Genomic DNA, 23,635 nt, shown 5'->3' with positions numbered 1-23,635 from the left:
GGGATCCGTACCGCCAAGAGCACGTTTGGCGATACGGATCCCTTGCTCGAAGGGGGCGGTGGCGACAGGTGTCTGGTCAGGCGTTGTCGTCGTCGCCGGAGCGGCCGTGGGCGACGCCGGTGGCGAAGCCGACCCCGTCCGGCGCGCCGACGCCGAGCGTGACGAGCTGCGGCTCGGCCGGCGCGGTTCCGCAGCAGGACCCGGCCGACGACTCGCCGTCGGCGGCCAGGGCCAGGTCGCTGGAGCACACGCCGGTGGCGGGCAGGTCCAGCTCGACGGCGTCGGCGGCCACACGGTCCCCCGCCAGCGCGGCGGCGACCGAGCGCACCTGCTCGTACCCGGTGGCCAGCAGGAACGTCGGCGCTCGGCCGTACGACTTCATGCCGACGAGGTAGAAGCCGTCGTCCGGGTGGCGCAGCACCTGCTCGCCGTGCGGCGGCACCGTGCCGCAGGAGTGCTGGTTCGGGTCGATGAGCGGCGCGAGCGCGCTCGGCGCCTCGACGACGGGGTCGAGGTCGAGGCGCACCTCGCGCACCATGTCGAGGTCGGGGCGGAACCCGGTCGCGTTGACGATCGCGTGCACGTCCAGGGTCAGCGGCTCGTGCTCGGCGGTGCCGAGCACCCGCACCGACCCGGCGCTCGGCACGAGCTGCTCGATCGAGACGCGGGTCAGCAGGCGCAGGCGGCCGGCGTCGACAGCCTCGCGCAGCCGGGTGCCGAGCAGCCCCCGCGCGGGGAGCTCGTCGTCGGTGCCGCCGCCGAACAGGCGGCGCGCGGAGCCGCCGCGGATCGCCCACGTGACCGTGGTGCCCGGTGTCGACTCCGACAGCTCCGCCAGGCTCAGCAGGGTGTTCGCGGCGGAGTGGCCCATGCCGACCACCAGGGTGTGCCGGCCGGCGAACCGGCCCCGGTCCGCTCCGAGGACGTCGGGCAGCGGCCCGGTGACGAACGGCGCGGCCTCGGCCTCTCCGGCCGCGGGCAGGCCGCTGACGCCGAGCGGGTTCGACGTCGAGAAAGTGCCGGAGGCGTCGACGACGGCGCGTGCGAGGACGTCGGCGACGCGGCCCGTGGCGTCCACGGTCCGCACCCGGTAGCCGGCGCGCTCACGACCGAGCGAGCGCGTCTTGTCCGCCCCGTCCCGGGCGACCGCGAGCACGCGGGTGCCGGTGCGCAGCCGGGACGCGATCTCGGGCGTCGCGGCGAGCGGCGCCAGGTAGCCCTCGACGAGCTCGCCGCCGGTCGGCAGGGCGTCGCCGTCGGGCGACGTCCACCCGGCCGGCTCGAGCAGGCGGCGGGCCGCGGCGTCGACGTCGTACCGCCATGGCGAGAAGAGCCGCACGTGCCCCCACGCCGCGACGGCCGCGCCGACGCTCTCGCCGGCCTCCAGCACCAGGGGCTCCAGGCCGCGCTCCAGCAGGTGCGCCGCGGCCGCGAGGCCCACCGGGCCCGCGCCGATCACGACCACCGGCAGCTCGGCCCGCACCGTCTCGACCATCTCGCACTCCCTCGTATCGATGAACTTCGATGACTGAACGGGGAACAACGTATCCACATTCTTCGATGCGTGGCAAGATGGACGCATGACGACGATCGACCTGCCGCTCGCGCCCGTGGCCACCGACGGCGGCTGCTGCGGCACGGCCGCTCCCCCGGTGGACGTCACCGAGGCGCGCGCCCTCGCCCGCACGTTCAAGGCGCTCGCCGACCCGACGCGCGTGCAGCTCCTGTCGATCGTCACCGCGCACGAGGGCCACGAGGCGTGCGTCTGCGACCTCACCGAGCCGGTCGGCCTGGCGCAGCCGACCGTCAGCCACCACCTCAAGATCCTCGTCGAGGCGGGTCTGCTCGAGCGCGAGCAGCGCGGGCGCTGGGCGTACTACCGCGCCGTGCCGGGCGCCGTCGCCGACCTCGCCCGCTCCCTCTCCTCGCTCACGCCGTCGCCCGCGACGGCCTCCGCGTGAGGAACAGCACCGGGATCAGCAGCAGCGACAGGACCCCGCCGCCGAGGGCCAGGGTGGCGTAGCCCGACCCGGCCATCACGACGCCGGACATCGCGCCCCCGCCTGCGCCGGCGAGCGCGATGAGCACGTCGACCGTGCCCTGGGTGCGTGCGCGGGTGGCGGGCGTCGTCGCGTCGACGATGAGCGCCGTGCCCGCGATGAGGCCGAAGTTCCACCCGAGCCCGAGCAGCGCGAGCGACAGCACGAGCAGGACCATCGAGTCGCCCGGCGCGACGGCGCCGGTGATCCCCGCGAGCAGCAGCGTCACCCCCGACGCGACCGCCATCGGCACCCGTCCGACCTTGTCGACCAGGACGCCCGTCACCAGGGACGGCAGGAACATCGCCGCCACGTGGATGCCGATGACGAGGCCGACGTCGCCCAGGTCGTGGCCGTGGCCGCGCATGTGCACGGGCGTCATCGTCATGATCGCGACCATCGCGATCTGCGTCAGCACCATCACCGTCGCGCCGACGACGACGCCCGCAGGCACGGTGCGCCGTGCGCCGTCCGGAGCGCCGCCCGTCCCCGCCGGCGCGCCGTCGTCCGCGCCGTCCGCGGCGCCGGCCAGCTCCTTCGCGACGAGGAAGGGGTCGGGCCGCAGGAAGGCGAACAGCGTGCCGCCGGCGGCGAGGAAGGCGACGGCCGCGAGCAGGAACGGGCCCGCGAGCGCGGGCAGCCCGAACGACGTCGCGAGGACGCCGAGCGGCTCCACGAGGTTCGGCCCCGCCACGGCCCCGAGCGTGGTGGACACCATCGCGACGCTGGCCGCCGTCGCGCGGCGGTCCGGGGCGGCGAGGTCGGTACCCGCGTACCGGGCCTGCAGGTTCGTGGACGTGCCCGCGCCGTAGACGAACAGCGACACGAGCAGCAGCGGGACGACGCCGAGGGCCGCGGCCACCACCACACCGATCGCGCCCAGGCCGCCGGCGGCGAAGCCCAGCCCCAGGCCCACCCGGCGGCCCGCCCGCTGCGTGACCCGCCCGACGAGGAACGCCGCGAGCGCCGAGCCCAGCGTGAACAGCATGGTCGGCACGCCGGCGAGGCGGTCCGTGCCGAGCATCTCCTGCGCGAGGAGCGCCCCGACCGTGACGCCCGCGGCCAGCCCCGCGCCGCCGAGCACCTGGCTCGCGACGACGACGGTCAGCGTGCGGCGCTGCAGCGTGCGCAAGTCGTCGGGCGAGGGCAGCACCGGGTACCTCCAGGGTCGGCGGACGGGCCATCGGCAGGGTAGCCGCCCACCCACGCCGACCATGCGGTGGCGCACCTTCTGGGGGCTCAGGACGGACGCGGCTCCACGGTCGGCGACGGTCGGACGACGGTGACGGCGTCCGGTGGGCGCGCGACGTCGGCCCACGCGATGCCGAGCCGCCGGGTGGTGCGCGGCTCCAGCGGCACGTAGACGGGATCGGCGGCGTCGGGCCGCTCGGGCCGGGGCAGCACGGCCACGCCCATCCCCGCGGCGACGAGGCCGCGGATGGTGTCGACCTCGCTGGACTCGAACGCGACCTCCACCTCGACGCCGGCCGTACCGAGCATGCCCTCGACGACGCCGCGCAGCTCGGTGGTGCGCGAGAAGGCGACGAACCGCTCCCCCGCCAGGTCGTCCACGCCTACGCCCGTGCGCCCGGCCAGCCGGTGCCCCGGCGGGACGGCGACGCACAGCACCTGCTCGTGCAGCAGCCGCCAGCCCGTGGTGCGGGTGGGCGGCGGGGGCGTGACGAGCGCGAGGTCGAGCACGTCGTCGTCGAGCCAGCCGAACAGGTCCTGCGCGAAGCCCTGGCGCAGCTCGAAGCGACGGTCCGGGTCTTCACGACGCAGCTCGGTCACGACGCGCGGCACCAGCCACCGCGCCACGGACTGCAGGAAGCCGAGCCGCACGGTACGCGCGCCGAGCACCTCCTGGCGCACGTGCCGGCGCGCCACCTCGATCTCGTCGAGCACACGGGCGGCGTCGCCGCGAAAGCTCACGCCGGCACGGTTGAGCGCGATGCGGCGACCGTGCCGGCGGAACAGCTCGACGCCGAGCCCCGCCTCGAGGCGGGCGAGCGCGCGGGAGACCGTCGACTGGTCCACGCGCAGCAGCGCCGCCGTGTCGCGGGTGCTCTCCGTCTCGCACAGCGACAGGAACACCCGCAGGGTCTGCTCGTCCATCTCACCCCTTCCTCGGCCCGACAGATGCAATTCTGGCATCACGACCGGCGTCCGGATCATTTGGCGCATCGAAGCGCCGGGCGCATCGTGGTCCGGTGACCACCGCTCCGCCCGCGCCCGCCTCGACGCGCGACACCACCGCGCCCGCGGGCCACCGCCCCGGGTCGCGGGCGTACCGCCGCACGCTGCTGGGGCTCGCCGCGGGCGGGCTCGCGAACTTCTCGCTGCTCTACTACGTGCAGCCGCTGCTGCCCCAGGTCGCGGCGCACTACGACGTCTCGGCGGGCGCGTCCGCGCAGGTGCTGTCGGTGACGACGGCGGCGATGGCGGTCGCGCTGCTGGCCGTCGGCCCGGTCGCCGACCGGTTCGGGCGGGTCGAGGTGATGCGCTGGTCGCTGCTCGCCTCGGGCGTGCTGGGGCTCGCGAGCGCCTTCGCCCCCACCTGGGGCAGCCTGCTGGTGCTGCGCGGGCTGGCCGGGGTGGCGCTGGCCGGCCTGCCCGCCGTCGCGCTCGCGTACCTGCGCGAGGAGATGCACCCGGGCGCGCACGCCCGCGCCAATGCGGCCTACATCGCGGGCACCGCGGTGGGCGGCGCGGTCGGGCGGCTCGTGCCCGGCCCGCTCGCCGCCCTCGGCGGGTGGCCGCTGGCCACCGAGGTGCTGAGCGTCACGACGCTCCTCGCCGCCGTCGCCCTGTGGGCGCTGGTACCCCGCTCGGCACGGTTCACGCCGCGGCCGCTGCGGCTCGGCAGCGTGCTGACCGGGACGGCGTCGGCCTTCCGCGACCCGGTCGTGGCGCTGCTGTGCGCCGTCGGCTTCGCGAGCATGGGCACGTTCGTCGGCGTGTACAACGCGGTCGCGTTCCGGCTCGAGGCGCCACCGTTCTCCCTCGGGCACGCGGTGACGCTCGTGTACCTGGCGTACCCGGTCGGCATCGTCACGCCGTCCGTCGCGCAGCTCCTGGCCCGACGGCGCGGGCGCGGCCCGGCCGTCGTCGCGGGCCTGGTGCTGCTCGCCGCCGGGGTCGCGGTGACCGTGCCGCCCTCCGTCGTGGCCGTCGTCGCCGGGCTCGGCCTCCTCACCGTCGGCTTCTTCTGCGCGCACTCCCTGGTCAGCGGCTGGGCCGTGGACCGCGCGCACCGGCAGGGGCGCGGCACCGCGCAGGCGTCGAGCGCCTACCTCTTCGCGTACTACGTGGGCAGCGCCGTGATGGGCGCGGTCGCGACGCACGTCTGGGAGGACGCCGGCTGGGCGGGCGTGGTCGTGACGGCGACCACCACCACCGCCATCGCCGTCACCGCCGCCGCGGTCGCCGCGCGCCTCGACCGCCGCCCTACGCTGTGACCGTGCCGCACGCGATCGCCGACGACTCCGCCGAGATCGCCTACCAGGTGCGGGGCGACGGGCCGCCGCTCGTGCTGCTGGCCGGGCAGGCGAACTCCCACCACTGGTGGGACCCGGTGCGCGACGGGCTCGGCGCCGGGCGCCGCACGATCACCCTGGACTGGCGCGGCACCGGAGCGTCCGGCCCCACGGACCGCGAGCTCACCACGCGTCGCCTCGCGGGCGACGTCGCCGCCGTCCTCGACGACCTACGCGTCGAGCGCGCCGACGTCTACGGCACGTCGATGGGCGGCCGCGTCGCCCAGTGGTTCGCCGTCGACCATCCGCACCGGCTCGGGCGGCTCGTGCTGGGCTGCACGACGCCGGGCGGCGCGCACGCCGTCGAGCGCTCGCTCGAGGTGCGCCGCGCCATGGTGCAGCCCGACCGCCGCGCCGCCCGGCGCGCCCTGCTTGACCTCATGTACACGCCGGCGTGGCTGGCCGCGCACCCCGGCCCGACGACGGTCGAGGGCGACCCGTCGATGACGCCGCCGGCGCGGCGCGACCACCTGCGCGCCAGCGACGGCCACGACGCGTGGGACGCCCTGCCGCGGGTGCTGGCGCCCACCCTCGTGCTGCACGGGGCGGACGACGTGCTCGCCCCCGCGGTGAACGCTGACCTGCTCGGGCGGCGGATCCCCGGCGCGCACGTCGAGGTGCTGCCCGGCCTGCGGCACGCGTACTTCCACGAGGGGGAGGCCGTCGCGACGCCGCTGGTGCGCGAGTTCCTCGGGTGATCCCTCCGGCGAACCCCTGAGCCGGCCCTGAGCCTGGCGTCCTCCCCGGGTCGTACGCGCCGACCGCGAGGTTCCGCTCCGAGGCCGACGACGCCGCCACCTGCGCGTTCGTAGCGTCGAGGGCATGACGCAGCACGAGAACCACCACGACCACCGCAGCACCCACCGCGCCGACGTCTCGACCGTCACCACGTCGCCCGTGCGCCGCTACCGCGGCGTCGGCGTGCTGGCGCTCGCCTCCGTCGTCGCCGTCACGACGACGGCGTGCGGCGCCATCTCGGAGGCGCTGCAGGACCGGAGCTCCGGCCACACCAAGGCGTTCACGTACGACAGCGGCGCGGACGGCAAGGCCGACGAGGGGCTGCCCTCCTGGGTGCCCGACGACGCCTCCGACGTCCGCGGCGTCTTCCGCACCACCGGCGACGAGATGATCCTCACGATGGACGCCGAGGTGACGTCCCTGCCGACCGACTGCACGTCCGTCGACGCCGACCACCCGCTCGTCGCGAAGCCCGCGCGCGGCACCCTCACCGCCGACGACTACCGGACCGGCTCGACGCTCGAGGCGGACTGGTGGACCGCCGGCCAGGAGCAGGACGCCTCGCTCCAGTGCGGCCGCTGGTGGGTGGGCGCGAAGGACGGGGCCCTGTTCGCGTTCACCCCGGAGCTCAAGGCCGTGCAGATCGAGGACCAGCCCGACCCGGCGTGACCGGGACGACGCCACGGGCCGGCCGAAGTTCACCCGCCCCCGGTCGTCCGGGCAGCGGCGTGGACGGGACGACGGACGGATCCTGGAGAGGTCCGGCACCCTCGTGGCGGCTCCCCACGCCCGGGGACCGGCGGTCACAAGGGAGTGGAACGGCGATGGTCACGACTCGACGCGGGTTCTCCAGCTTCTCGGTGGACGACCTCGACGCGGCACGCAGCTTCTACGCGGACACCCTCGGGCTCCGCGTCACGACCCTGGACGAGGGCATGGGCCTGGTGCTCCACCTCGACACGAGCTCCCCGGTGTTCGTGTACCCCAAGGAGGACCACACCCCGGCGGCGTTCACCGTCTTCCACCTGGCCGTGGACGACGTCGACCCGGTGGTGGACGACCTCGTCGCGAAGGGCGTGAGCCTGGAGCGCTACGAGGGCTTCGACCAGGACGAGAAGGGCGTCGCCCGAGGCTTCATGGAGGGCGGCGACGGCGCCTGGTTCACCGACCCGGCGGGCAACGTCATCGGCCTGATGGACGGCGAGGGGGTGCGGCAGCTCCTCGACGAGGTCGGCGGCTGACCTCCACGGCGAGCCACCGCACCACCCCCGCCGTCGTCGTCACTCGACGGTGACGGACTTCGCGAGGTTGCGCGGCCGGTCCACGTCCTCGCCGAGGGCGACGGCCGCGTGGTAGCCGAGCAGCTGGGTGGGGATCGTCAGCAGGATCGGGTCGAGCTCCACCTCGTTGCGCGGCACCTCGATGCGCGCCGTCGCGGCGTCGCCGAGCTCGACGCCCGGGTGCGTGATCGCGACGACGGCGCCGCCGCGGGCGCGGATCTCCTGCGCGGCGGTGATGTTGCGCTCGAGCAGGTCGTCGGCGGGCATGATCGCGACCGTCGGCAGCTCCGGGCTGATGAGCGCGAGCGGCCCGTGCTTGAGCTCGCTCGTCGGGTACGCCTCGGCGTGCCGGTAGGTGATCTCCTTGAACTTCTGCGCGCCCTCGCGCGCCACCGGGTAGCCCCGCACGCGGCCGATGAAGAACAGGCTCGGCGCCTCGGAGAGCTCCTTCGCCGCGGCGGACAGGTCCTCCTCGTCGCCCAGGATCTGCGCGATCTGCCCGGGGATCGCCCGCAGGCCGGCGATGATGCGCTTGCCGTCCGCGAACGACAGGTCGCGCACGCGGCCCAGCGCCAGCGCGAGCAGCGCGAACCCGACGCCCATGTGCGTGAGCGCCTTGGTCGACGCGACCGCCACCTCGGGCCCGGCGTGCAGGTAGATGCCGCCGTCCACCTCGCGGGCGATGGAGGACCCGACGGCGTTGACGAGCCCGACGACGGTGCCGCCCTTGCGCTGCACCTCGCGGACGGCGAAGAGGGTGTCGGCGGTCTCGCCGGACTGGCTGACCACGACGTACAGGGTGCTGGGCTCGATGATCGGGTTGCGGTAGCGGAACTCGCTCGCGGGCTCGGCGTCGGCCGGGATGCGCGCCAGGTCCTCGATCATGGACGCCCCGAGCTGGCCCACGTAGTACGCGGAGCCGCAGCCGAGGATCTTCACGCGGGCGAACCGGCGCATCTCGCGCGGGTCCAGGTTGAGGCCGTCGAGCTTGGCGGTGCCGAACCGGTCGTCGAGGCGGCCGGACAGCATCCGCTCCACCGTCTCCGGCTGCTCGTGGATCTCCTTGTGCATGAAGTGGGCGTGGCCGCCCAGCTCCAGCTCCTCGACGGTGAGGTCGATCGTGACGGCGTCGCGCGCCGTGTGCTCCTCGTCGTTGGTGAAGGTGCGGAACCCGTCGGCCGTCACGGAGGCGAAGTCGCCGTCGTCGAGCAGCACGACCTGGCTGGTGTGGCGCACGATCGCCGCGGCGTCCGAGGCCACGAACATCTCGCCGTCGCCGACGCCGAGCAGCAGCGGCGAGCCGTTGCGCGCGACGACGACGCGGTCCGGGTTCTGCACGTCGGCCACCGCGAGGGCGTAGGTGCCGTCGATCTGCGCGACGGCGGCGCGCACGGCGTCCTCGAAGCCCAGCCCGGCCGCGAGCTCGCGCGCCACGAGGTGCGCGATGACCTCGGTGTCCGTGTCGGAGGTGAGCTCGACGCCGTCGGCGGTGAGGCGCGAGCGCAGCGCGTGGAAGTTGTCGATGATGCCGTTGTGCACCACGTGCACGCGGCCGTCGAACGAGGTGTGCGGGTGGGCGTTGCGCTCGCTCGGCTCGCCGTGCGTCGCCCAGCGGGTGTGGCCGATGCCGACGGTGCCGGCGAGGCGCGCGGGCAGGGCGGCCTCGAGGTCGCGCACGCGACCCTTGGCGCGCACGACGCGCGACGGGTGCGCGCTGGAGCGCGGGTTGAGCACGGCGATGCCGGCCGAGTCGTAGCCGCGGTACTCCAGCCGCGTGAGGCCCTCGACGAGGACGGGTGCTGCCTGCTGGGGGCCGACGTAGCCGACGATTCCACACATGGGTCTGGGTGCTCCTAGCCGTAGGTGTTCAGCCGTAGATGGTGCGACGGACCTGGCGCTCGCTGAGCTCCGGCGCCGCGACCAGGCGGTCGCGGAGCTCGGCGGCGATCTGCGCGTAGATCTCCTCGTTGCGGCGCCCATAGGTACGCAGCGACGCGTGCCGACGCCGGACGTACTCCTCCACCGGTTCGCGGTACCAGGCGAGGACGTCCTCGACGACGCGCTCCGCCTCGGCCGGGGAGAGCCCCGTGGAGGTCGCGATGCGGGCGACGAGATCGACGTCGGTCACCGGGACATCATGCGCCCCGCCGCCCCGACATGCCAGATCCTGCCCGAAATCGGGCAGGATCTGATCCGAGGGCCACGGACGTCACGGCGTCAGCTCGCCGGCACCGTGCCCTCCATGGCCTCCTGCGGCGTGACCGACCCCGGCGGCGCGCAGGTCACGTCGTACAGCCTCCGCCCCGGCAGCCGGTAGTCGGCCGGGTTGCCGGGCGAGTGCTCGTGCACGACGGCGGCCCCGACCCGGACGTGCTCCACGCAGGCCGCGGCACCGCACGTGGAGCAGCTCGCCACCGCCACCGTCTCCCGACGGTCGCGCATGGCGCACTCGTAGCAGTTCATCGCACTCCTCCTTCCCCACGGGTCACGGCCTGCCCTGCGGGCGCCGGTCGAGGAGGGTCGGCGGGCGTCAGCGCCGGGCCGTCGGCGGCCCCGCGGTGATCCAATCGATGCCTCCACGGTAGGACGGCGCCCGCCCGCTCGCGGTGACCTGGGTCACACCCGGGTCGCGCGTCACGCCTCCCGGACGGCGTCCCCGTAAGCGTCCGCGAACCGCTCCAGCTGGTCGAGGAAGGCGCCCACGTCGGCGCCGAGCACGGCGAGACCGTCGGCGTACGCGCCGAGCGCCTGACCGGTCGCCTCCTCGAACCGGGCGAGACCCTCCTCGGTCGGCTCGAGGAGGCGGGCCGACCGGCCGGGCGCGGTGAACCGCCGCAGCAGCCCGGCCGCGAGCGCCCCGTTGACCTGACGGTTGACCGTGGACTGCTCGAGCCGCAGCGCCTCGGCGATCTCCCGCAGCGTGCGGGGCCGGCCGTCGGAGAGCAGCCACAGGAGGCGACCGTCGGCGGTGCCGAGCGGGCTGCGGTGCTCCGCGAGGCGGCGGTGGAGGTCGAGCCGGAAGAGCAGGCCCGCGACCCGGCGGTCGTCGGTCAGCCCGGCAGGGTCGGACGACGAGGGCGACGGCGCGGACGACGGTGTCACGGTCGGCATCGGGATCCCTTCGGAGGGTTGACGCTGGTCGATATGCAGGTAGCATACACACGGTCTTATGTAAGTTACACATTTGAGGTGTGCCGTGAGCTCTTCCCCGTCCCCCGCCCCCGACGCGCCGCCGCGCACCGATCGGCGGGCCGTCGCCGTCGTCGTGGTCGTCTGCTTCAGCAGCCTCTGCGCCGCGCTCATGCAGTCGCTCGTCATCCCGATCCAGAGCGAGCTGCCCGAGCTGCTGTCGACGTCGGCCAGCACGGCGTCGTGGGTGGTCACGGCCACGCTCCTCGGCGGCGGCGTCGCGATGCCGGTGACCGGCCGGCTCGCCGACCTCTACGGCAAGAAGCCGGTGCTCGTCGTCTCGGCCGCCGTGCTGGTGGTCGGCTCGCTGGTCTGCGCCGTCTCCGACTCCGTGGGCCCCGTGCTGGTCGGCCGGGTGCTGCAGGGCGTCGCGATGGGGTACATCCCCGTCGCGATCAGCATGGTCCGCGAGATCGCGCCGCCGCACCTGCGCAACACCGCCGTCGCGGGCGTCAGCGCCACGCTCGGCGTCGGCGGCGCGCTCGGCCTGCCCCTGGCCGCGTGGATCGCCCAGGACTTCGACTGGCACATGCTGTTCTGGGTCTCCGTCGTCCTCGCCGTCGTCATGACGGCCCTCACCGCGACGGTCGTGCCGCACGTGCGCGACGCCCACCCCGGCCGCCTCGACGTGGTCGGCGCGATCGGGCTGGCGATCGGCCTCGTGGGCGTCCTCGTCGGCGTCTCCAAGGGGAACGACTGGGGCTGGGGCGCCGCGAGCACCCTCGGCATGGTCGTGGGCGGCGTCGCCGTCCTGCTGCTGTGGGGCTGGTACGAGCTGCGCCACGACGACCCGCTGGTCGACCTGCGCACCACCGCCCGCCGTCCCGTGCTGCTGACCAACCTCGCCGCCGTCCTCATCGGGTTCGGCATGATGGCGCAGTCCATCGTCGTGCCGCAGCTCCTCGAGATGCCGGAGGCCACCGGCTACGGCCTGGGTCAGACGATCCTCGAGGCGGGCCTGTGGATGGCCCCGGCGGGCCTCATGATGATGCTCTTCACGCCGGTCTCGTCCCGGCTGCTCACCCGGCTCGGCGGCCGCAGCACCATGGCGATCGGCGCGGGCGTGCTCGCGCTCGGCTACGTCGTCGCCGTCTTCCTCATGGACGCGCCGTGGCAGCTCATGCTCGCCTCGTGCGTGGCGTCCGCGGGTGTCGGGATCGGGTACGCCGCGATGCCCACGCTCATCCTCACCAACGTGCCGGCCGCCGAGTCGGCCGCGAGCGTGGGGCTGAACAGCCTCATGCGCTCCATCGGCACCACCGTGGCGGGCGCCGTCATGGCGATCGTGCTCACGAGCCGGACCACGGTGCTGGCGCCGGGCACGCCACCCATCCCCACCGGCGGCGCGTTCCAGCTCTGCTTCGTCATCGGCGCCGTCGCGGCGGCCGTCGGCGCGGCGATCGTGCTGTGCATCCCGCGGCAGCGCAGCGGGCAGGAGGAGGGTCGACACCTGGCCGCCGTCCCCGACGCCGACGACGAGCCCGCCCTGGTGGGCTGAGCCGCGAGGGCGCCACGCACGCCCCGGCCGTGCCACCCGACCGAGGTGTCCGGTCCTCGACCTCGCGCCGGGGACCGGACCTTGTCGGCATCGGTCGGGCGAGGGGGTCAGGCGGGAACCTTGTCGAGGAAGCCGCGGACGTCGCGGATGCGCCGGTCCGCGTCGACCACGAGCACGTCGAAGCCGATCACGACCGGCTCTTCGCCCGCCGGTCCGAGGCCCCACCGGAAGCGGACCTGCTGATGGTGAGCATCGATGTCGCCCACGGGGGTGAACACGAACCCGGGGAACTGAGCCTGGACGGCCTGGATGGTCGTCTCGACCGCTTCGCGGCCCTGCGCCTCGGCGAGCGGGTCGACGTAGGCGCAGTCCTCGGCCCAGTGGCTGGTGAGGAGCTCGGCGCGGGCCGACGTGTCGGTGGCGTTCCAGGTGTCGAGGTAGCGGGTCACGATCTCGTTCATGGCGTCTTCCCTTCTCGAATGACGTTGCACCCGAAGGTTCGCCGCTCGTCGGACGTCCGGTCGATGACCTCTGAGGTCATGGTGCCCTTCGACGGGTGCTGCCTACGCTCCTCTCATGACCTCGACGGTGATGGCTCCCTCGGTCGGCAACGAGCTGCGCCGCTGGCGTGAGCTGCGATCCTTGAGCCAGCTCGCGCTCGCCAACCAGGCGCAGGTGAGCACCCGGCACGTGAGCTTCATCGAGAACGGAAGATCCCGGCCGACCCCGGAGATGATCGTCCGGCTGGCCGAGGTGATGCGGGTACCCATGGGCGAGCAGAACCGCCTTCTGCTCGCGGGGGGCTTTGCTCCCCGTTACCCGCACCGTGCGACCGACGACGAGGCGCTCGCGCCGGTGATGGCCGGGTTGCGGTCCTTGCTGGACGCCCACGCGCCGTACCCGGCGTTGCTCCTCGACGACCGTTGGGACGTGGTCGATGCCAATCGACCCGTCGATGCGCTGGTCGCCGGCTGTGACCCGAGGCTGCTCGAGCCCCCGCTGAACGTGATCCGACTCTGCCTGCATCCGCAGGGGCTCGCTCCACGCATCCGCAACCTGCCCACCTGGCGCGAGCACCTGCTTCACCAGCTCGAGCAGCGCATCGCCCGCACCGGCGGCGACCACGACCTGGTCGCGCTCCGAGAAGACGTCATCGGCTACCCCTGCGACGACGGCGAGCCCCCCACCCGACCGTCGGGCGACCCGGTCGTCCCGCTGGAGATCGAGGCCGGTGGGGAGGTGCTCCGGATGTTCAGCGTGGCCAGCCAGATCGAGGGCGCCTCCGACGTCACCCTCCACGGTCTCCACCTTGAGACCTTCCTGCCTGCCGACGACCGCACCCGGCAGCTCCTGAACCCCTGACGCCCGCCGCACCACCCCTCGGGGAGACGGGCCCTAGGCCCCGGCGACCGCCACGACGGTCACCAGGACCACCACGACGGCGATGCCCGCCGCCGCCACGACGTGCACCGCGGGGCGGCGGCGCAGCACCGCGACGAACTCGCGCAGGTAGGCGCTGGGGAAGAAGTAGCCCGCCGTCGGCGCCCCCACCGCGTGCACGTCGAGGCCGAGGTCCATCGCCTCCATGGCGGCGCGCGGCGCGTGGTAGTTGTTCGTCGCGAGGAGGTACGGGCCCTCCGTGCCGTGCTCGCGCAGGACGGTGACGCCGAGGGTGAGGTTCTCGCGGGTGGTCCGCGCCCGGTCCTCGACGAGCACGCGGTCGGCGGGGACGCCGCGGTCGACGAGCCACTCCCCCATCGCGACGCCCTCCGGCCGGTCCTCGTCCGCGCCCTGCCCGCCGGAGGGGACGATCGGCACCGGGACGCTGTCGGACCCCAGCCGGTCCGCGGCGTCCCGACCGGCCGTGAGGCGGGCCGCGAGCAGCGGCGGCACCCGGCCGCCCACCACCTTGGAGCCCAGCACGATGACGCCGCGGGCGGGCACACGGGCCGCGTACCGGCGGTACAGCAGCGTCTGGGTCACGAACCCCAGGAACACGAACCCGAGCCACGCCGTACCCATCGCCAGCCCCACGACCAGCCCGATGGTCCAGGGCACCCGCAGCAGGAACGGCGCGGCGGCGACGAACGGCGCGGCCAGCATGGCCACCCCGACCAGCAGCGACAGGAGGTTGCCGAGGCTGCGGCGCTCGCGGCGCACCATCGTCAGCCCGTTGGCCACCAGGAAGACGGGCAGCACCAGCAGCCCCAGGCCGAGGACGCCGAACAGGAGGAGGCTGAGCCATCCCATGGCCGTGGTGCCGCCGGGCACCAGCGCGACGAGCTGCCCCAGCAGCCCCACGCCCGTGTAGACGACGGCGAGGGCGAGGAACCCGTTGCGCAGGCGGCGCCGGTCCACCCGCAGCGAGTGCACCAGCCAGGCGACCCACAGGCCGCAGATCACCGCCGAGACGACGACGGACCAGACGGTGGCGTTGACCTCGGCACTCACGTCCGCAGGATAGGGCGGACCGGCCGCGATAAAGCCTGGGTGCGCGTGGCGCGTCGTGGTCGGATGCGGGGATGACCTCACGCATCTCGCACACGACGTTCGACTGCCGCGACGCCTACGCCCAGTCCGAGTGGTGGAAGCAGGTGCTCGGCTACGTCGACGTGCCGGGCGACCCCAACCTGCCCGGCCACGAGGAGTGCATGATCGTGCCGCCCGCCGGCCACGACGCGCCCGCCGAGAGCCACGGGCGCCTGCTGTTCATCGAGGTGCCGGAGCCCAAGACGGTGAAGAACCGCGGCCACCTCGACCTGCGTCCCACCGACCGCACGCAGGCCGAGGAGGTGGAGCGCCTGCTCGCCCTCGGCGCCACGCAGGTGGCGGACCGTCGCAGCCCCGAGGGCCAGGGCGGCTGGGTGGTGCTCGCCGACCCGGAGGGCAACGAGTTCTGCATCCTGCTCAGCGAGCCCGAGCGGGCCGCGGTGCTGGCGGCCCGGGAGGCGTGACCCGGGGGCGCGGCGCGGCGGCGCGGGCGGCGAAGGCCGCCACGACGAGCAGCACGACGACGGCGAGCATCGCGAGCCGCAGCCCCAGGTGCTCGCCGAGGAAGCCGAGCAGCGGCGGGCCCACGAGGAACGCGAGGTAGCCGCTGGTGGCGACGGCGCTGACGCGCTCGGCGCCGCGCTCCGGGTCGTCGCCCGCCGCGGAGATCGCGACCGGGAACCCGAGCGAGGCCCCGAGGCCCCACAGCGCCACCGCGACGCCCGCCACCACCGGGCTCGGCGCGAACACCACGGCGAGGATGCCGGCGATCGCGCACACGGCGCTCACGGACAGCACCGCGGCGCGGCCGAACCGCTCGACCACCGGCCCGCCCGCGAACCGGCCCACCGTCATCGCCGCGGCGAAGCCGGCATAGACCAGCGACCCGTGCGTGGCCGACATCCCGTGGCCGTCGACCATGAGCAGGGGCAGCCAGTCGTTGGCGGCACCCTCCGCGAACGCCATCGCGAGCACGACGACGCCGATGAGCACCAGGCGCCCGTCGCGCCACACGCTGGGGCGGCGCTCGCGTGGGGCGCTCTCCCCCGCCTCCCGGACCTCCTCGCGCCCCGTGCCCGCCGGGATGCCCGGCATCGCCCAGGCCACGAGCGCGGCCATGACCGCCGCCATCGCGAGCAGGTGCCACACCACGGGGAAGTCCAGCGCCGTGAGCGCGATGCCCACGAGGGCGCCGACCACGGTGCCGAGGCTGAAGCTGCCGTGCAGGGCGGGCAGCACCGGCCGCCCGGACTCGACCTCGAGGGCCGCGCCCTCGATGTTGAGGCCGATCTCGCCGAGCCCGCCGCCCAGGCCCACGAGCAGCAGGCCGGCGAACGCCCCCGCCGCGAGGCCCGCGGCGGCGGCCAGGCCGATGACCACGACGCCGGCCACCACCAGCAGGGAGCCGACGAGGATCACCGGGCGGGCGCCCCGGCGGCGCACGACGGGCCCCGCCGACAGCACGCCCGTCATCGAGCCGACGGACAGCCCGAAGAGGACCAGCCCCATCCCCGCCGTGGAGGCGCCGAGCCCGTCCCGGACGTCGGGCGTGCGCGTGATCCAGGACGACATGCCGAGCCCGACGAGCAGCGTCAGCGAGAACAGCGACAGGCGGCGGCGGTTCGGGTCAGGCACGGGTGATCCTCTCGACGGCGTCGGCCACCAGGCCGGCGTCGTGCGGCCCCCCGTCGCCCCGCTCGTCTGGACGGTCGAGGGCGCGGTGCAGGACGAGGCCCTCGACGAGTGCATCGAGCAGGCGGGCCGTCGTCGGGTCGAAGTGTCGTTCGAGCGCACGGCGCGACCGCGCCATCCATGCGTTCGTGATGTCGCGGAACGACGGCTCGCGCGCCGCGAGCGTGTACAGCTCGTGGGTGAGCACGAGGTCGCGGCGGGTGGTGGACAGGTCGGTGACGAGGCCGACCACCGCCGCCCGCGCCTCGTCGGGGCTGGTGGCGCCCGCGAGTCGTCGCTCGAACTCGTCGCTCCCCGCGTGCGCGAACCGGGTGAACGCCTCGCGCAACAGCTCGTCCATGCCGGTGAAGTGGTAGGTCATGGAGCCGAGCGGCACGTCCGCCGCCTGGGCGACCCGGCGGTGCGACGTCCCGCTTACGCCCGCGGCGACGACGACGTCGAGGCAGGCGTCGATGATCCGGTCGCGCCGCCCAGGGTCGGTCCGGCGTGCGCGGCGCTCAGCCACGCGGGGCGTCCTCCTCGATGCTGCGGACCACGCGCGCAGGGTTGCCCACCGCGACCACGTTCGCCGGGACGTCACGCGTGACGACGGAGCCCGCTCCGATCACCGAGTTGTCGCCGATGGTGACGCCCGGGCAGACGATGACACCACCACCGAGCCACACGTTGTCGCCCAGCGTGATGGGCTTCGCGGCCTCCAGCTTGTCGCGGCGCGGCGTGGGCTCGACGGGGTGCGTCGGGGTCAGGAGCTGCACGTTGGGGCCGATCTGGCAGTCCTCGCCGATGACGATCGGCGCCACGTCCAGCGCGGTGAGGTGGTAGTTGACGAACGTGCGCGCGCCGACGTGGAGGTTCTCCCCGTAGTCCACGAACAGCGGCGGCCGGACCACCGCCCCCTCCCCCAGTGTGCCGAGCAGGTCGGCGAGGATCGACCCGGCGGCCGCCGGGTCGCCCGGCGCGGTCCGGGCGTACTCGTCCTGGAGCCGGGCGGCGCGCTGGGCGCGTCGTTCGATCTCCGGGTCGTCCGCGATGTACAGGTCACCGGCGATCATGCGCTCGTGGTTCGTGCGCGAGTCACCGGCGAAGTGGTCGGTCGTCATGCGTACGATCGTACACAGTGCTCCCGGCCCGCCCGACACCGGTGGCCGCCGACCGGGAAGTCGCTATCGTCTCTTTCGTGAATCCGACTCTCGTGCTGGTCCACGGCGCCTTCGCCAACTCCTTCTCGTTCGCGCCGCTGCAGGCGAAGCTCGCCCTGCGGGGCCTCCGCTCCCTCGCCGTCGACCTCCCCGGCCACGGGTTCGCCGCCACGTATCCCGTGGAGTACCAGGCGCCGCAGGACCTCGCGGGGCTCGCGACGGCGCCCGGCGCGATCAAGGGCGTGACCCTCGCGGACAACGCCGCGCACGTGATCGGGGTGCTCGAGCGGGTGCGCGAGCACGGGCCGGTGGTCCTCGTCGGGCACAGCCGTGGCGGCGTCACCGTGACCGCGGTCGCGAACGCCCGCCCCGACCTCGTCGACCGGCTCGTGTACGTGTCGGCGTGGGCACCGGTGGACCTCGACGTGGGCGACTACTACGCCGAGCCGGAGATGGCGTCCTTCGACCCGGCGGCGGTCGCCGGCGCCGCGGCGGCGAACCCCGCCGACGTCGGCCTGCTGCGCTGCAACTTCCGCACCGCCGACCCGGACGTGCTCGCCGGCCTCAAGGCCGCGTTCCTCGCCGACGGCACCGACGACGAGTTCCGCACCTTCCTCAACAGCTTCCAGCCTGACGAGAACCTCGACGTCGGCACCTCGGACGACCGGGCGCAGGCCGCCACGTGGGGCACCCTGCCGCGCACCTTCGTGCGGCTCACCCACGACGCGAGCATGCCGCTCGCCATGCAGGACCGGATGATCCGCGAGGGCGACGCGCTGACCCCCGACAACCCGTACGACGTGCGCGACCTCAGCTCGAGCCACCTGGGATGGCTGGTGCACCCGGCCCCTGCCGCCGACCTGCTCGCGGAGGTCGCGTCGCGCTGAGCGGCGGGTGCAGCACCAGCACCACGACGATCACCACCATGATCAGGGCGGTGAGGGTGACGGGCACAGGGATCACGGGGTCGCACAGCACCAGCAGCGCGCCCACCGGGACCACCGTGTTGACGACACGGTCGGCGTTGTCACGGATGGCGAGCCACCAGACGCCCAGCACGAACACGGCGATGGGGATCGTGACCGTGAACGACGCCCCGACGTCGGACAGCGCGGTGTGCCCGGTGAGCGCGTCGATCTCCACCTCGATGCCGGCGGAGAACGCGCCCGCGGCGGCGAAGACGAAGTAGTGCACGTAGCCGTAGCGCAGCGACCGCGACAGGCGGGCGTCCTCCCCCAGCGCGCGGTGGTGCGGCGGCCAGAAGTAGATCCACCACAGCGCGGCCGTCACGACGACGGTCAGCACGGCGATCGAGATCAGGGACCCGAGGTCCTGCTCGTCGTGCAGCGCCTCGATGATCGCGTTGGACGACGCGAGCAGGCTCTCGCCGAGCAGGATCAGGGTGAACAGGCCGTACCGCTCCGTGATGTGGTGCGGGTGCCAAGGGGTGCGGCCGCGGCGCTCGGCGACCACCGGGACGGCCAGCTCGGCCGCGGCGAGCACGACCCACGCCGCGCCCTGCCAGCCCGGGGGCAGCGCGAGGAAGGCCAGCCAGCAGAGCTGGACGACGGCGATGCCCGCGGCATAGGCGCGCGTCGCGGCGCGGGTGGGTCCGTCCGTGCCGGACGCGCGCAGCCACTGCGCGATCATCGCCATGCGCATGAGGACGTACCCGGCGACGACGACGGTGAAGTCGCCGTCGACGAACACGCTCTCGATCCCCGCGGCGAGCACGAGCACGCCCGACATCTGCACGATCGTCAGCACGCGGTAGAGCCAGTCGTCGGTGTCGAACGACGTGGCGAACCAGGTGAAGTTCATCCACGCCCACCAGATCGCGAAGAACACCATCCCGTACGACAGCAGCCCGCTCCCGACGTGCCCCTCCGTGAGGGCGTGGTGCAGCTGGACGGACGCGACGCTCACCGCGACCACGAAGACCAGGTCGAAGAACAGCTCCAGCGGGCTCGCGGTGCGGCCCGGCTCGTGCGGGTCGCGGGCGGCCATGCGTACCAGGCGGGACCGCGGCGGCGTCTCGGGCGTGCTCACGCGAGCCATCGTGCACCCGTCGTGCCCGACGGGCCACGGGTCGCGGGCCCGGCTACGCTGCCGGGGATGTTCTCGGACCGCAGACGTCGGCGCGCCGCGCGCCGGATCAGGCCCGGGGACGGGCACGCCCTGCAGCGCTTCCGGTGGTGGCAGCCGCTGTCCCGCGCCCTCTTCCACCTGGACCTCGTGGGCGACGGCGGCGTGCCCGAGCGGTGGTCGGTCGACGTGCGGCTCTGGGGCGACTCCGACGACGGCGACGTGCGGGCCCGGCTCTACCGCGACGGCGTGCACGCCGCCACGTCGCGGCTCCCCGCCGAGCTCCCCGTCACCGGCGGCGTCGTCCAGGTGGCCACCAGCAGCTACGGGCTCCGCCGCTGCCACTACGTGACCCCCGACGGCCGCGAGCGCCAGCTCGCGCCCGACCCCGCCTCCGCCGAGGGGCGCCGCGCCCGCCTGGAGCGCGACCGCCCCGGCCTGAGCCGCGGCATCGGGGCGGTCGCCTGGGTCGTCCTCGCGGTCGCGCTGGTGCTCGGCGTCCCGCAGATCGTCGAGCAGATCTCGCAGGTCCCGCCCGTCGCCGAGCGGTTCGGCGCGTTCACCTCGCCGGTCCGGCTGCCCGCGGGCCTCAACGTCGCGCTCCTGGTCGCGACGATCCTGGCGAGCACCGAGCGCGCGCTGCGCCTGCGCTACCACTGGCTGCTCGACGGCGGGCTGTTCGAGGGCGACGACTGACCGCGGGGAGATCCTGCGGAGACACTGCGAAGCGATCGATACCTATTGACTTTCGATAGGTAGGGCGGCACTCTCGTCGCCATGTCCCGCACCCAGCGCCTCGTCGGACCGCTCCGCGGCCTGCTCGTCGCCGTCTTCGCCGCCCTCGTCGCCACCCAGGTCGCCGTGCTGCCCGCCGCGTTCGCGCGGATGGCCGACGAGTCCCCCGACCTCGCTCCCCTGCGCTGGCCGCTCCTCGTGCTCGCCGTCGTCGGCCTCGCCTGCGTCGAGGCGGTCATCGTGTGCACGTGGCGGCTGCTGACGATGGTGCGCGACGACCGGATCTTCTCCGACCACGCGATGGTCTGGGTCAACGGCATCGTGGCCGCCGTGGCCGGGGCGTGGCTGCTCGTGCTGGTGGCCTTCGCGCTGCTCGTCGCCGCGGAAGGGCTGGCGGGGCTGGCAGCGCTGCTGCTCGGGGTGCTGCTCGTGGGCGCCGCCGTCGGGCTGCTGATGGTGGTGCTGCGCGCGCTCCTGCGCCAGGCCACCGAGCTGCGCACCGACCTCGACGGGGTGATCTGATGCCGATCGTCGTCCGCCTCGACGTGGAGCTCGCCCGGCGCAAGCTGAGCGTCGGCGAGTTCGCCGAACGCGTGGGGCTCACGCCCGCCAACGTCGCCGTCCTCAAGAACGGGCGGGCCAAGGCCGTCCGCTTCGCCACCCTCGAGGCCATGTGCCGTGTGCTCGGCTGCCAGCCGGGAGACCTGCTGGAGTGGGTCGACGACGAGCCCGACGGGGGTGCGCACGATGCGGGCTGACGTGCTCGTGGTCGGGGCAGGGCTCGCCGGGCTGTGGACGGCGACGGAGCTCGCGCGGCACGGGCACGACGTCGTCCTCGCGGACCGGCGTACCCGCCTCGACACCACCGTGCGCACCACCGGCATCTTCGTGCGCCGCACGCTGGAGGACTTCGACCTGCCGCCCGAGCACCTCGGGCCGCCGGTCCGGCGGATGGTGCTCTACCCGCCGTCGCACCGGGACCCCGTCACCCTCGACAGCAGGCACGACGAGTTCCGCGTGGGCGACATGGCCGCGCTGTACCTGGAGCTGGCCGCGCGGGCCGCCGTCGCGGGCGTGCGGATCGAGCTCGGCACCCGCTACCTCGGCTCGCGCGGCGACGTGCACCTGCTGCACGGTCCTGGCGGCCCGGTCGAGGCGCGCGCGACGTTCGTCGTCGGGGCCGACGGCGCCCGGTCCGCCGTCGCGCGGGAGCTGGGCCTCGACCGCAACCGCGAGCTGCTGGTCGGGGCGGAGGAGGTCTTCTCCGTTCCGCACCGGGCCGGCGTCGTGCCCGCCTTCCACTGCGTGCTCGACCCCCGCCTCGCGCCCGGGTACCTCGCGTGGGTGCTCGACGACGGCCAGCACGCGCACGTGGGTGTCGCCGGGTATCCCGACCGGTACCCGCACGGCCTGCGCGACGCGCTGCGCCGCTTCGCCGCCACGGCGCCCGGCCTCGCGGGCGCGCCGGTGCCCGACGCCGTCGAGCGGCGCGCCGGCCCTATCCCCGTGGGCGGGCTGCTGCGCCGGATCGCCGGGCCGCGCGGCCTGCTCGTGGGCGACGCCGCGGGCGCCGTCTCGCCCCTCACGGCGGGCGGCCTCGACCCGTGCCTGCGGCTGTCCGCGCACGCGGCCGACGTCCTCGACCGTGCCCTGCGCACCGGCGACCGGCGCGAGCTCTCGCGGTACGACGGCGCGGCGCTGCGCGCCCGGTTCCGCGGGCGGCTCACGATGCGCCGCGGGCTGTCGCTGGTGCGTACGCCCGCCGTCGCCGCCGCGGGCGTCGCCGCGCTGCGCACCCCGCCCGGTCGCGCCGCCGCCCGGCGGATCCTCTTCGGGCACGGGTCGTTCCCCGATCTTCACCCTGTCACCAAGCCACAGTTAAGGCTAGCGCGCTAGGCTTAACTGTGGCTCGGTGAAGGGAAGGGTTGACGTGTCCGCCGACGAACGCACGTTGTGGGTGCGAGAGGTTCAGGAACCTGACCTCGGTGCCATGCGGTCGGCCGACCGGCGTGGCGGCGCGTACCGGCGCTACTTCCCGGTCGGGTTGGACCTGCGGATGGCGCCGTTGCTGGACGCCGACGCTCTGGAGGCCATCACCGACGTCTCCGCCGGCATCGCCCGCACCGCCGAGCGGCTCCGCGCTCGACCTCAGCCGATCCTCTACGCGACGCTGGTGCGCTCCGAGTCCATCTCCTCCTCGTGGGTGGAAGGGCTGCGCGAGACTCCTCGGAACGTCATGGTCGCCCAGCTCAAGGACCTGGATCCCGGCCTGGAGGGCCATCAGTTCGACCGGCTCGACACCGCCCACGCCATCCTCGGCAACCTGAACTCCGTGCGCGACGGCGTGGAATCTCTCCGCGACCCGTGGGACGACGTGTCGGTGCACGACATCCACCGTGCCATCGCGCCGCACGTGCACAAGGGTGGGTACCGCGAGGTCGACGTCCAGATCGGCGGTTCGTCGAAGCTGACCGCTTCCTACGTCGCGCCGACGGCCGAGCGCGTGCCGCCGCTCATGGGCGACCTGCTGGACTACGCCAACCGCAGCCCGGACAGTCCGCTGGTCAAGGCAGCGCTGATCCATGCCCAGTTCGAGACGATCCACCCGTACGAGGACGGCAACGGACGCACCGGGCGCGTGCTCGTGCACGGCTACCTCGCCCGCGCCGCCGTGCTCGAGCGGGGCGTGCTCCCTCTGTCCGTCGTGCTGCGCCGGGACACCGACGAGTACGTCCGCCGCCTCACGGACTTCCGGCACGGAGACCCTGCCGACAGGTCCGAGGCGGTGAGCCAGTTCGTCGCCTACTTCGCCGACATCCTGGCCGATGCCTGCGACGAGACCGAGCGCATCCTGACCGAGGCTGCCGAGGTGCAGCACGACTGGGCCGGGCAGGTGTCCCGATTCCGCTCCGACTCGAAGGTGCACGACGCCCTGCGCATCCTTGCCGAACAACCGGTCGTCACCGCCCGCTACCTCCAGCGGGCCCTCGGAACATCCGGGGTCACGGCCCGGAAGGTGATCGACAACCTGCTCGACGCCCAGATCCTGGAACCGTCCGGCGGCCGGTTCCGGCGCTCGGAGGTCTACCAGGCCCCGAGCCTGCTGCGGATGATGGACCGCCTCGTTCCTGGCATCCAGCCCACCGCCCTGCCGACCCCCCGCCCCGCACCGCGGCGCCCGGGTTCCTCCGGGCCCGGTGCGGGGCTAGGTTGA

The 23,635-nt window shown here is 74.2% G+C and carries 27 protein-coding genes; 14 read left to right on the top strand and 13 right to left on the bottom strand.

The window, feature by feature from the left end; genetic code table 11:
- Positions 1 to 76: 76 nt before the first annotated feature.
- Positions 77 to 1,495 carry an FAD-dependent oxidoreductase gene (locus tag ACQP6G_RS04030; protein ID WP_429762917.1) on the bottom strand — a complete coding sequence of 473 codons (1,419 nt, stop codon included), beginning with the start codon at positions 1,493 to 1,495 and terminating at the stop codon, positions 77 to 79.
- A gap of 85 nt (positions 1,496 to 1,580) precedes the next feature.
- On the opposite strand from ACQP6G_RS04030, the gene ACQP6G_RS04025 reads away from it, so the two are divergent.
- Complete coding sequence (locus ACQP6G_RS04025; protein ID WP_429762916.1) at positions 1,581 to 1,961, top strand: ArsR/SmtB family transcription factor; 381 nt, start codon at positions 1,581 to 1,583, stop codon at positions 1,959 to 1,961.
- Here ACQP6G_RS04025 and ACQP6G_RS04020 read toward each other — a convergent pair.
- Both ACQP6G_RS04020 and ACQP6G_RS04015 read right to left on the bottom strand, forming a co-directional pair.
- Positions 1,930 to 3,192, bottom strand: a complete 1,263-nt coding sequence (locus ACQP6G_RS04020) for an MFS transporter (RefSeq protein ID WP_429762915.1) — start codon at positions 3,190 to 3,192, stop codon at positions 1,930 to 1,932. The two genes, ACQP6G_RS04025 and ACQP6G_RS04020, sit on opposite strands and share 32 nt — an antisense overlap.
- Before the next feature lie 86 nt (positions 3,193 to 3,278).
- A complete protein-coding gene (locus ACQP6G_RS04015; RefSeq protein WP_429762914.1) occupies positions 3,279 to 4,154 on the bottom strand; it encodes a LysR substrate-binding domain-containing protein in 876 nt (291 codons plus the stop codon).
- A 95-nt stretch (positions 4,155 to 4,249) separates the two neighbouring features.
- Between ACQP6G_RS04015 and ACQP6G_RS04010 the strand changes: the two genes are divergently transcribed.
- From ACQP6G_RS04010 to ACQP6G_RS03995, 4 genes are all read left to right on the top strand, one after another.
- Positions 4,250 to 5,497 (top strand): MFS transporter, encoded by a 1,248-nt coding sequence (locus tag ACQP6G_RS04010; RefSeq protein ID WP_429762913.1) that lies wholly within the window; start codon positions 4,250 to 4,252, stop codon positions 5,495 to 5,497.
- Between the two features lie 2 nt (positions 5,498 to 5,499).
- On the top strand, positions 5,500 to 6,273 hold the full coding sequence (locus ACQP6G_RS04005; RefSeq protein ID WP_429762912.1) for an alpha/beta fold hydrolase: 774 nt from the start codon (positions 5,500 to 5,502) through the stop codon (positions 6,271 to 6,273).
- A gap of 124 nt (positions 6,274 to 6,397) precedes the next feature.
- Complete coding sequence (locus tag ACQP6G_RS04000; RefSeq protein WP_429762911.1) at positions 6,398 to 6,982, top strand: hypothetical protein; 585 nt, start codon at positions 6,398 to 6,400, stop codon at positions 6,980 to 6,982.
- A 155-nt stretch (positions 6,983 to 7,137) separates the two neighbouring features.
- Positions 7,138 to 7,554 carry a VOC family protein gene (locus ACQP6G_RS03995; RefSeq protein WP_429762910.1) on the top strand — a complete coding sequence of 139 codons (417 nt, stop codon included), beginning with the start codon at positions 7,138 to 7,140 and terminating at the stop codon, positions 7,552 to 7,554.
- A gap of 39 nt (positions 7,555 to 7,593) precedes the next feature.
- Here the strand turns inward: ACQP6G_RS03995 and glmS are convergent, their stop codons facing one another.
- The 4 genes from glmS to ACQP6G_RS03975 all read right to left on the bottom strand — a co-directional run bounded on the left by glmS (position 7,594) and on the right by ACQP6G_RS03975 (position 10,704).
- Entirely contained in the window at positions 7,594 to 9,432 is a 1,839-nt protein-coding gene (gene glmS, locus ACQP6G_RS03990) for a glutamine--fructose-6-phosphate transaminase (isomerizing) (protein WP_429762909.1), read from the bottom strand.
- A gap of 28 nt (positions 9,433 to 9,460) precedes the next feature.
- Positions 9,461 to 9,721, bottom strand: a complete 261-nt coding sequence (locus tag ACQP6G_RS03985; protein ID WP_429762908.1) for a hypothetical protein — start codon at positions 9,719 to 9,721, stop codon at positions 9,461 to 9,463.
- 89 nt (positions 9,722 to 9,810) lie between these two features.
- Positions 9,811 to 10,056, bottom strand: coding sequence for a DUF2180 family protein (locus ACQP6G_RS03980; RefSeq protein ID WP_429762907.1), 246 nt, complete (start codon positions 10,054 to 10,056; stop codon positions 9,811 to 9,813).
- A 171-nt stretch (positions 10,057 to 10,227) separates the two neighbouring features.
- A complete protein-coding gene (locus ACQP6G_RS03975) occupies positions 10,228 to 10,704 on the bottom strand; it encodes a MarR family winged helix-turn-helix transcriptional regulator (RefSeq protein ID WP_429762906.1) in 477 nt (158 codons plus the stop codon).
- 85 nt (positions 10,705 to 10,789) lie between these two features.
- Between ACQP6G_RS03975 and ACQP6G_RS03970 the strand changes: the two genes are divergently transcribed.
- Positions 10,790 to 12,280, top strand: a complete 1,491-nt coding sequence (locus tag ACQP6G_RS03970) for an MFS transporter (RefSeq protein WP_429762905.1) — start codon at positions 10,790 to 10,792, stop codon at positions 12,278 to 12,280.
- A gap of 107 nt (positions 12,281 to 12,387) precedes the next feature.
- Here the strand turns inward: ACQP6G_RS03970 and ACQP6G_RS03965 are convergent, their stop codons facing one another.
- On the bottom strand, positions 12,388 to 12,741 hold the full coding sequence (locus tag ACQP6G_RS03965; RefSeq protein ID WP_429762904.1) for a nuclear transport factor 2 family protein: 354 nt from the start codon (positions 12,739 to 12,741) through the stop codon (positions 12,388 to 12,390).
- 115 nt (positions 12,742 to 12,856) lie between these two features.
- Here ACQP6G_RS03965 and ACQP6G_RS03960 point away from each other — a divergent pair, with 115 nt between their 5' ends.
- On the top strand, positions 12,857 to 13,642 hold the full coding sequence (locus tag ACQP6G_RS03960) for an MmyB family transcriptional regulator (protein WP_429762903.1): 786 nt from the start codon (positions 12,857 to 12,859) through the stop codon (positions 13,640 to 13,642).
- Between the two features lie 33 nt (positions 13,643 to 13,675).
- Here the strand turns inward: ACQP6G_RS03960 and ACQP6G_RS03955 are convergent, their stop codons facing one another.
- Positions 13,676 to 14,731, bottom strand: coding sequence for a YdcF family protein (locus tag ACQP6G_RS03955; protein WP_429762902.1), 1,056 nt, complete (start codon positions 14,729 to 14,731; stop codon positions 13,676 to 13,678).
- A 71-nt stretch (positions 14,732 to 14,802) separates the two neighbouring features.
- Here ACQP6G_RS03955 and ACQP6G_RS03950 point away from each other — a divergent pair, with 71 nt between their 5' ends.
- Positions 14,803 to 15,234, top strand: coding sequence for a VOC family protein (locus ACQP6G_RS03950; RefSeq protein ID WP_429730887.1), 432 nt, complete (start codon positions 14,803 to 14,805; stop codon positions 15,232 to 15,234).
- Here the strand turns inward: ACQP6G_RS03950 and ACQP6G_RS03945 are convergent.
- Genes ACQP6G_RS03945 through ACQP6G_RS03935 form a run of 3 tightly spaced genes read right to left on the bottom strand, consistent with a single transcriptional unit; the run spans position 15,188 to position 17,562 of the window.
- The gene (locus ACQP6G_RS03945; protein ID WP_429762901.1) at positions 15,188 to 16,405 is read right to left on the bottom strand and encodes an MFS transporter; all 1,218 of its coding nucleotides are present in this window, start codon (positions 16,403 to 16,405) and stop codon (positions 15,188 to 15,190) included. The two genes, ACQP6G_RS03950 and ACQP6G_RS03945, sit on opposite strands and share 47 nt — an antisense overlap.
- The gene (locus ACQP6G_RS03940) at positions 16,398 to 16,967 is read right to left on the bottom strand and encodes a TetR/AcrR family transcriptional regulator (RefSeq protein ID WP_429762900.1); all 570 of its coding nucleotides are present in this window, start codon (positions 16,965 to 16,967) and stop codon (positions 16,398 to 16,400) included. The genes ACQP6G_RS03945 and ACQP6G_RS03940 overlap by 8 nt, the downstream gene beginning before the upstream one ends.
- Positions 16,960 to 17,562: a sugar O-acetyltransferase gene (locus ACQP6G_RS03935; protein WP_429762899.1), complete on the bottom strand. Its 603-nt coding sequence runs from the start codon at positions 17,560 to 17,562 to the stop codon at positions 16,960 to 16,962. Before ACQP6G_RS03935 ends, ACQP6G_RS03940 begins: the two co-directional genes overlap by 8 nt.
- 77 nt (positions 17,563 to 17,639) lie before the next feature.
- Here ACQP6G_RS03935 and ACQP6G_RS03930 point away from each other — a divergent pair, with 77 nt between their 5' ends.
- Positions 17,640 to 18,488, top strand: a complete 849-nt coding sequence (locus ACQP6G_RS03930; protein ID WP_429762898.1) for an alpha/beta hydrolase — start codon at positions 17,640 to 17,642, stop codon at positions 18,486 to 18,488.
- Here ACQP6G_RS03930 and ACQP6G_RS03925 read toward each other — a convergent pair.
- A complete protein-coding gene (locus ACQP6G_RS03925; RefSeq protein ID WP_429762897.1) occupies positions 18,412 to 19,659 on the bottom strand; it encodes a low temperature requirement protein A in 1,248 nt (415 codons plus the stop codon). The two genes, ACQP6G_RS03930 and ACQP6G_RS03925, sit on opposite strands and share 77 nt — an antisense overlap.
- 57 nt (positions 19,660 to 19,716) lie before the next feature.
- Between ACQP6G_RS03925 and ACQP6G_RS03920 the strand changes: the two genes are divergently transcribed.
- The 5 genes from ACQP6G_RS03920 to ACQP6G_RS03900 all read left to right on the top strand — a co-directional run bounded on the left by ACQP6G_RS03920 (position 19,717) and on the right by ACQP6G_RS03900 (position 23,635).
- Entirely contained in the window at positions 19,717 to 20,382 is a 666-nt protein-coding gene (locus tag ACQP6G_RS03920) for a hypothetical protein (RefSeq protein ID WP_429762896.1), read from the top strand.
- An 81-nt stretch (positions 20,383 to 20,463) separates the two neighbouring features.
- Positions 20,464 to 20,943 carry a DUF2975 domain-containing protein gene (locus ACQP6G_RS03915; RefSeq protein ID WP_429762895.1) on the top strand — a complete coding sequence of 160 codons (480 nt, stop codon included), beginning with the start codon at positions 20,464 to 20,466 and terminating at the stop codon, positions 20,941 to 20,943.
- Entirely contained in the window at positions 20,943 to 21,179 is a 237-nt protein-coding gene (locus tag ACQP6G_RS03910; RefSeq protein WP_429762894.1) for a helix-turn-helix domain-containing protein, read from the top strand. The genes ACQP6G_RS03915 and ACQP6G_RS03910 overlap by 1 nt, the downstream gene beginning before the upstream one ends.
- Positions 21,169 to 22,317: an FAD-dependent oxidoreductase gene (locus ACQP6G_RS03905; protein ID WP_429762893.1), complete on the top strand. Its 1,149-nt coding sequence runs from the start codon at positions 21,169 to 21,171 to the stop codon at positions 22,315 to 22,317. Before ACQP6G_RS03910 ends, ACQP6G_RS03905 begins: the two co-directional genes overlap by 11 nt.
- Before the next feature lie 94 nt (positions 22,318 to 22,411).
- Positions 22,412 to 23,635: a Fic family protein gene (locus ACQP6G_RS03900; protein WP_429762892.1), complete on the top strand. Its 1,224-nt coding sequence runs from the start codon at positions 22,412 to 22,414 to the stop codon at positions 23,633 to 23,635.

This window comes from Isoptericola nanjingensis (assembly GCF_050311635.1).
Taxonomy (GTDB): Bacteria; Actinomycetota; Actinomycetes; order Actinomycetales; family Cellulomonadaceae; genus Isoptericola; species Isoptericola nanjingensis.
Note: the sequence above shows the minus strand (reverse complement) of the source record. Positions and strands in the feature narration are given on the sequence as shown.

Bases quoted from the DNA above. Each gene is read 5' to 3' on its own strand.
- ACQP6G_RS03960 (WP_429762903.1), top strand. From the start codon at position 12,857: ATGACCTCGACGGTGATGGCTCCCTCGGTCGGCAACGAGCTGCGCCGC.
- glmS (WP_429762909.1), bottom strand. From the start codon at position 9,432: ATGTGTGGAATCGTCGGCTACGTCGGCCCCCAGCAGGCAGCACCCGTC.
- ACQP6G_RS03900 (WP_429762892.1), top strand. From the start codon at position 22,412: ATGCGGTCGGCCGACCGGCGTGGCGGCGCGTACCGGCGCTACTTCCCG.
- ACQP6G_RS03995 (WP_429762910.1), top strand. From the start codon at position 7,138: ATGGTCACGACTCGACGCGGGTTCTCCAGCTTCTCGGTGGACGACCTC.
- ACQP6G_RS03975 (WP_429762906.1), bottom strand. From the start codon at position 10,704: ATGCCGACCGTGACACCGTCGTCCGCGCCGTCGCCCTCGTCGTCCGAC.
- ACQP6G_RS03980 (WP_429762907.1), bottom strand. From the start codon at position 10,056: ATGAACTGCTACGAGTGCGCCATGCGCGACCGTCGGGAGACGGTGGCG.
- ACQP6G_RS03965 (WP_429762904.1), bottom strand. From the start codon at position 12,741: ATGAACGAGATCGTGACCCGCTACCTCGACACCTGGAACGCCACCGAC.
- ACQP6G_RS04000 (WP_429762911.1), top strand. From the start codon at position 6,398: ATGACGCAGCACGAGAACCACCACGACCACCGCAGCACCCACCGCGCC.
- ACQP6G_RS03935 (WP_429762899.1), bottom strand. From the start codon at position 17,562: ATGACGACCGACCACTTCGCCGGTGACTCGCGCACGAACCACGAGCGC.
- ACQP6G_RS03950 (WP_429730887.1), top strand. From the start codon at position 14,803: ATGACCTCACGCATCTCGCACACGACGTTCGACTGCCGCGACGCCTAC.
- ACQP6G_RS03905 (WP_429762893.1), top strand. From the start codon at position 21,169: ATGCGGGCTGACGTGCTCGTGGTCGGGGCAGGGCTCGCCGGGCTGTGG.
- ACQP6G_RS03910 (WP_429762894.1), top strand. From the start codon at position 20,943: ATGCCGATCGTCGTCCGCCTCGACGTGGAGCTCGCCCGGCGCAAGCTG.
- ACQP6G_RS03915 (WP_429762895.1), top strand. From the start codon at position 20,464: ATGTCCCGCACCCAGCGCCTCGTCGGACCGCTCCGCGGCCTGCTCGTC.
- ACQP6G_RS04025 (WP_429762916.1), top strand. From the start codon at position 1,581: ATGACGACGATCGACCTGCCGCTCGCGCCCGTGGCCACCGACGGCGGC.
- ACQP6G_RS04030 (WP_429762917.1), bottom strand. From the start codon at position 1,495: ATGGTCGAGACGGTGCGGGCCGAGCTGCCGGTGGTCGTGATCGGCGCG.
- ACQP6G_RS03920 (WP_429762896.1), top strand. From the start codon at position 19,717: ATGTTCTCGGACCGCAGACGTCGGCGCGCCGCGCGCCGGATCAGGCCC.
- ACQP6G_RS03925 (WP_429762897.1), bottom strand. From the start codon at position 19,659: ATGGCTCGCGTGAGCACGCCCGAGACGCCGCCGCGGTCCCGCCTGGTA.
- ACQP6G_RS04015 (WP_429762914.1), bottom strand. From the start codon at position 4,154: ATGGACGAGCAGACCCTGCGGGTGTTCCTGTCGCTGTGCGAGACGGAG.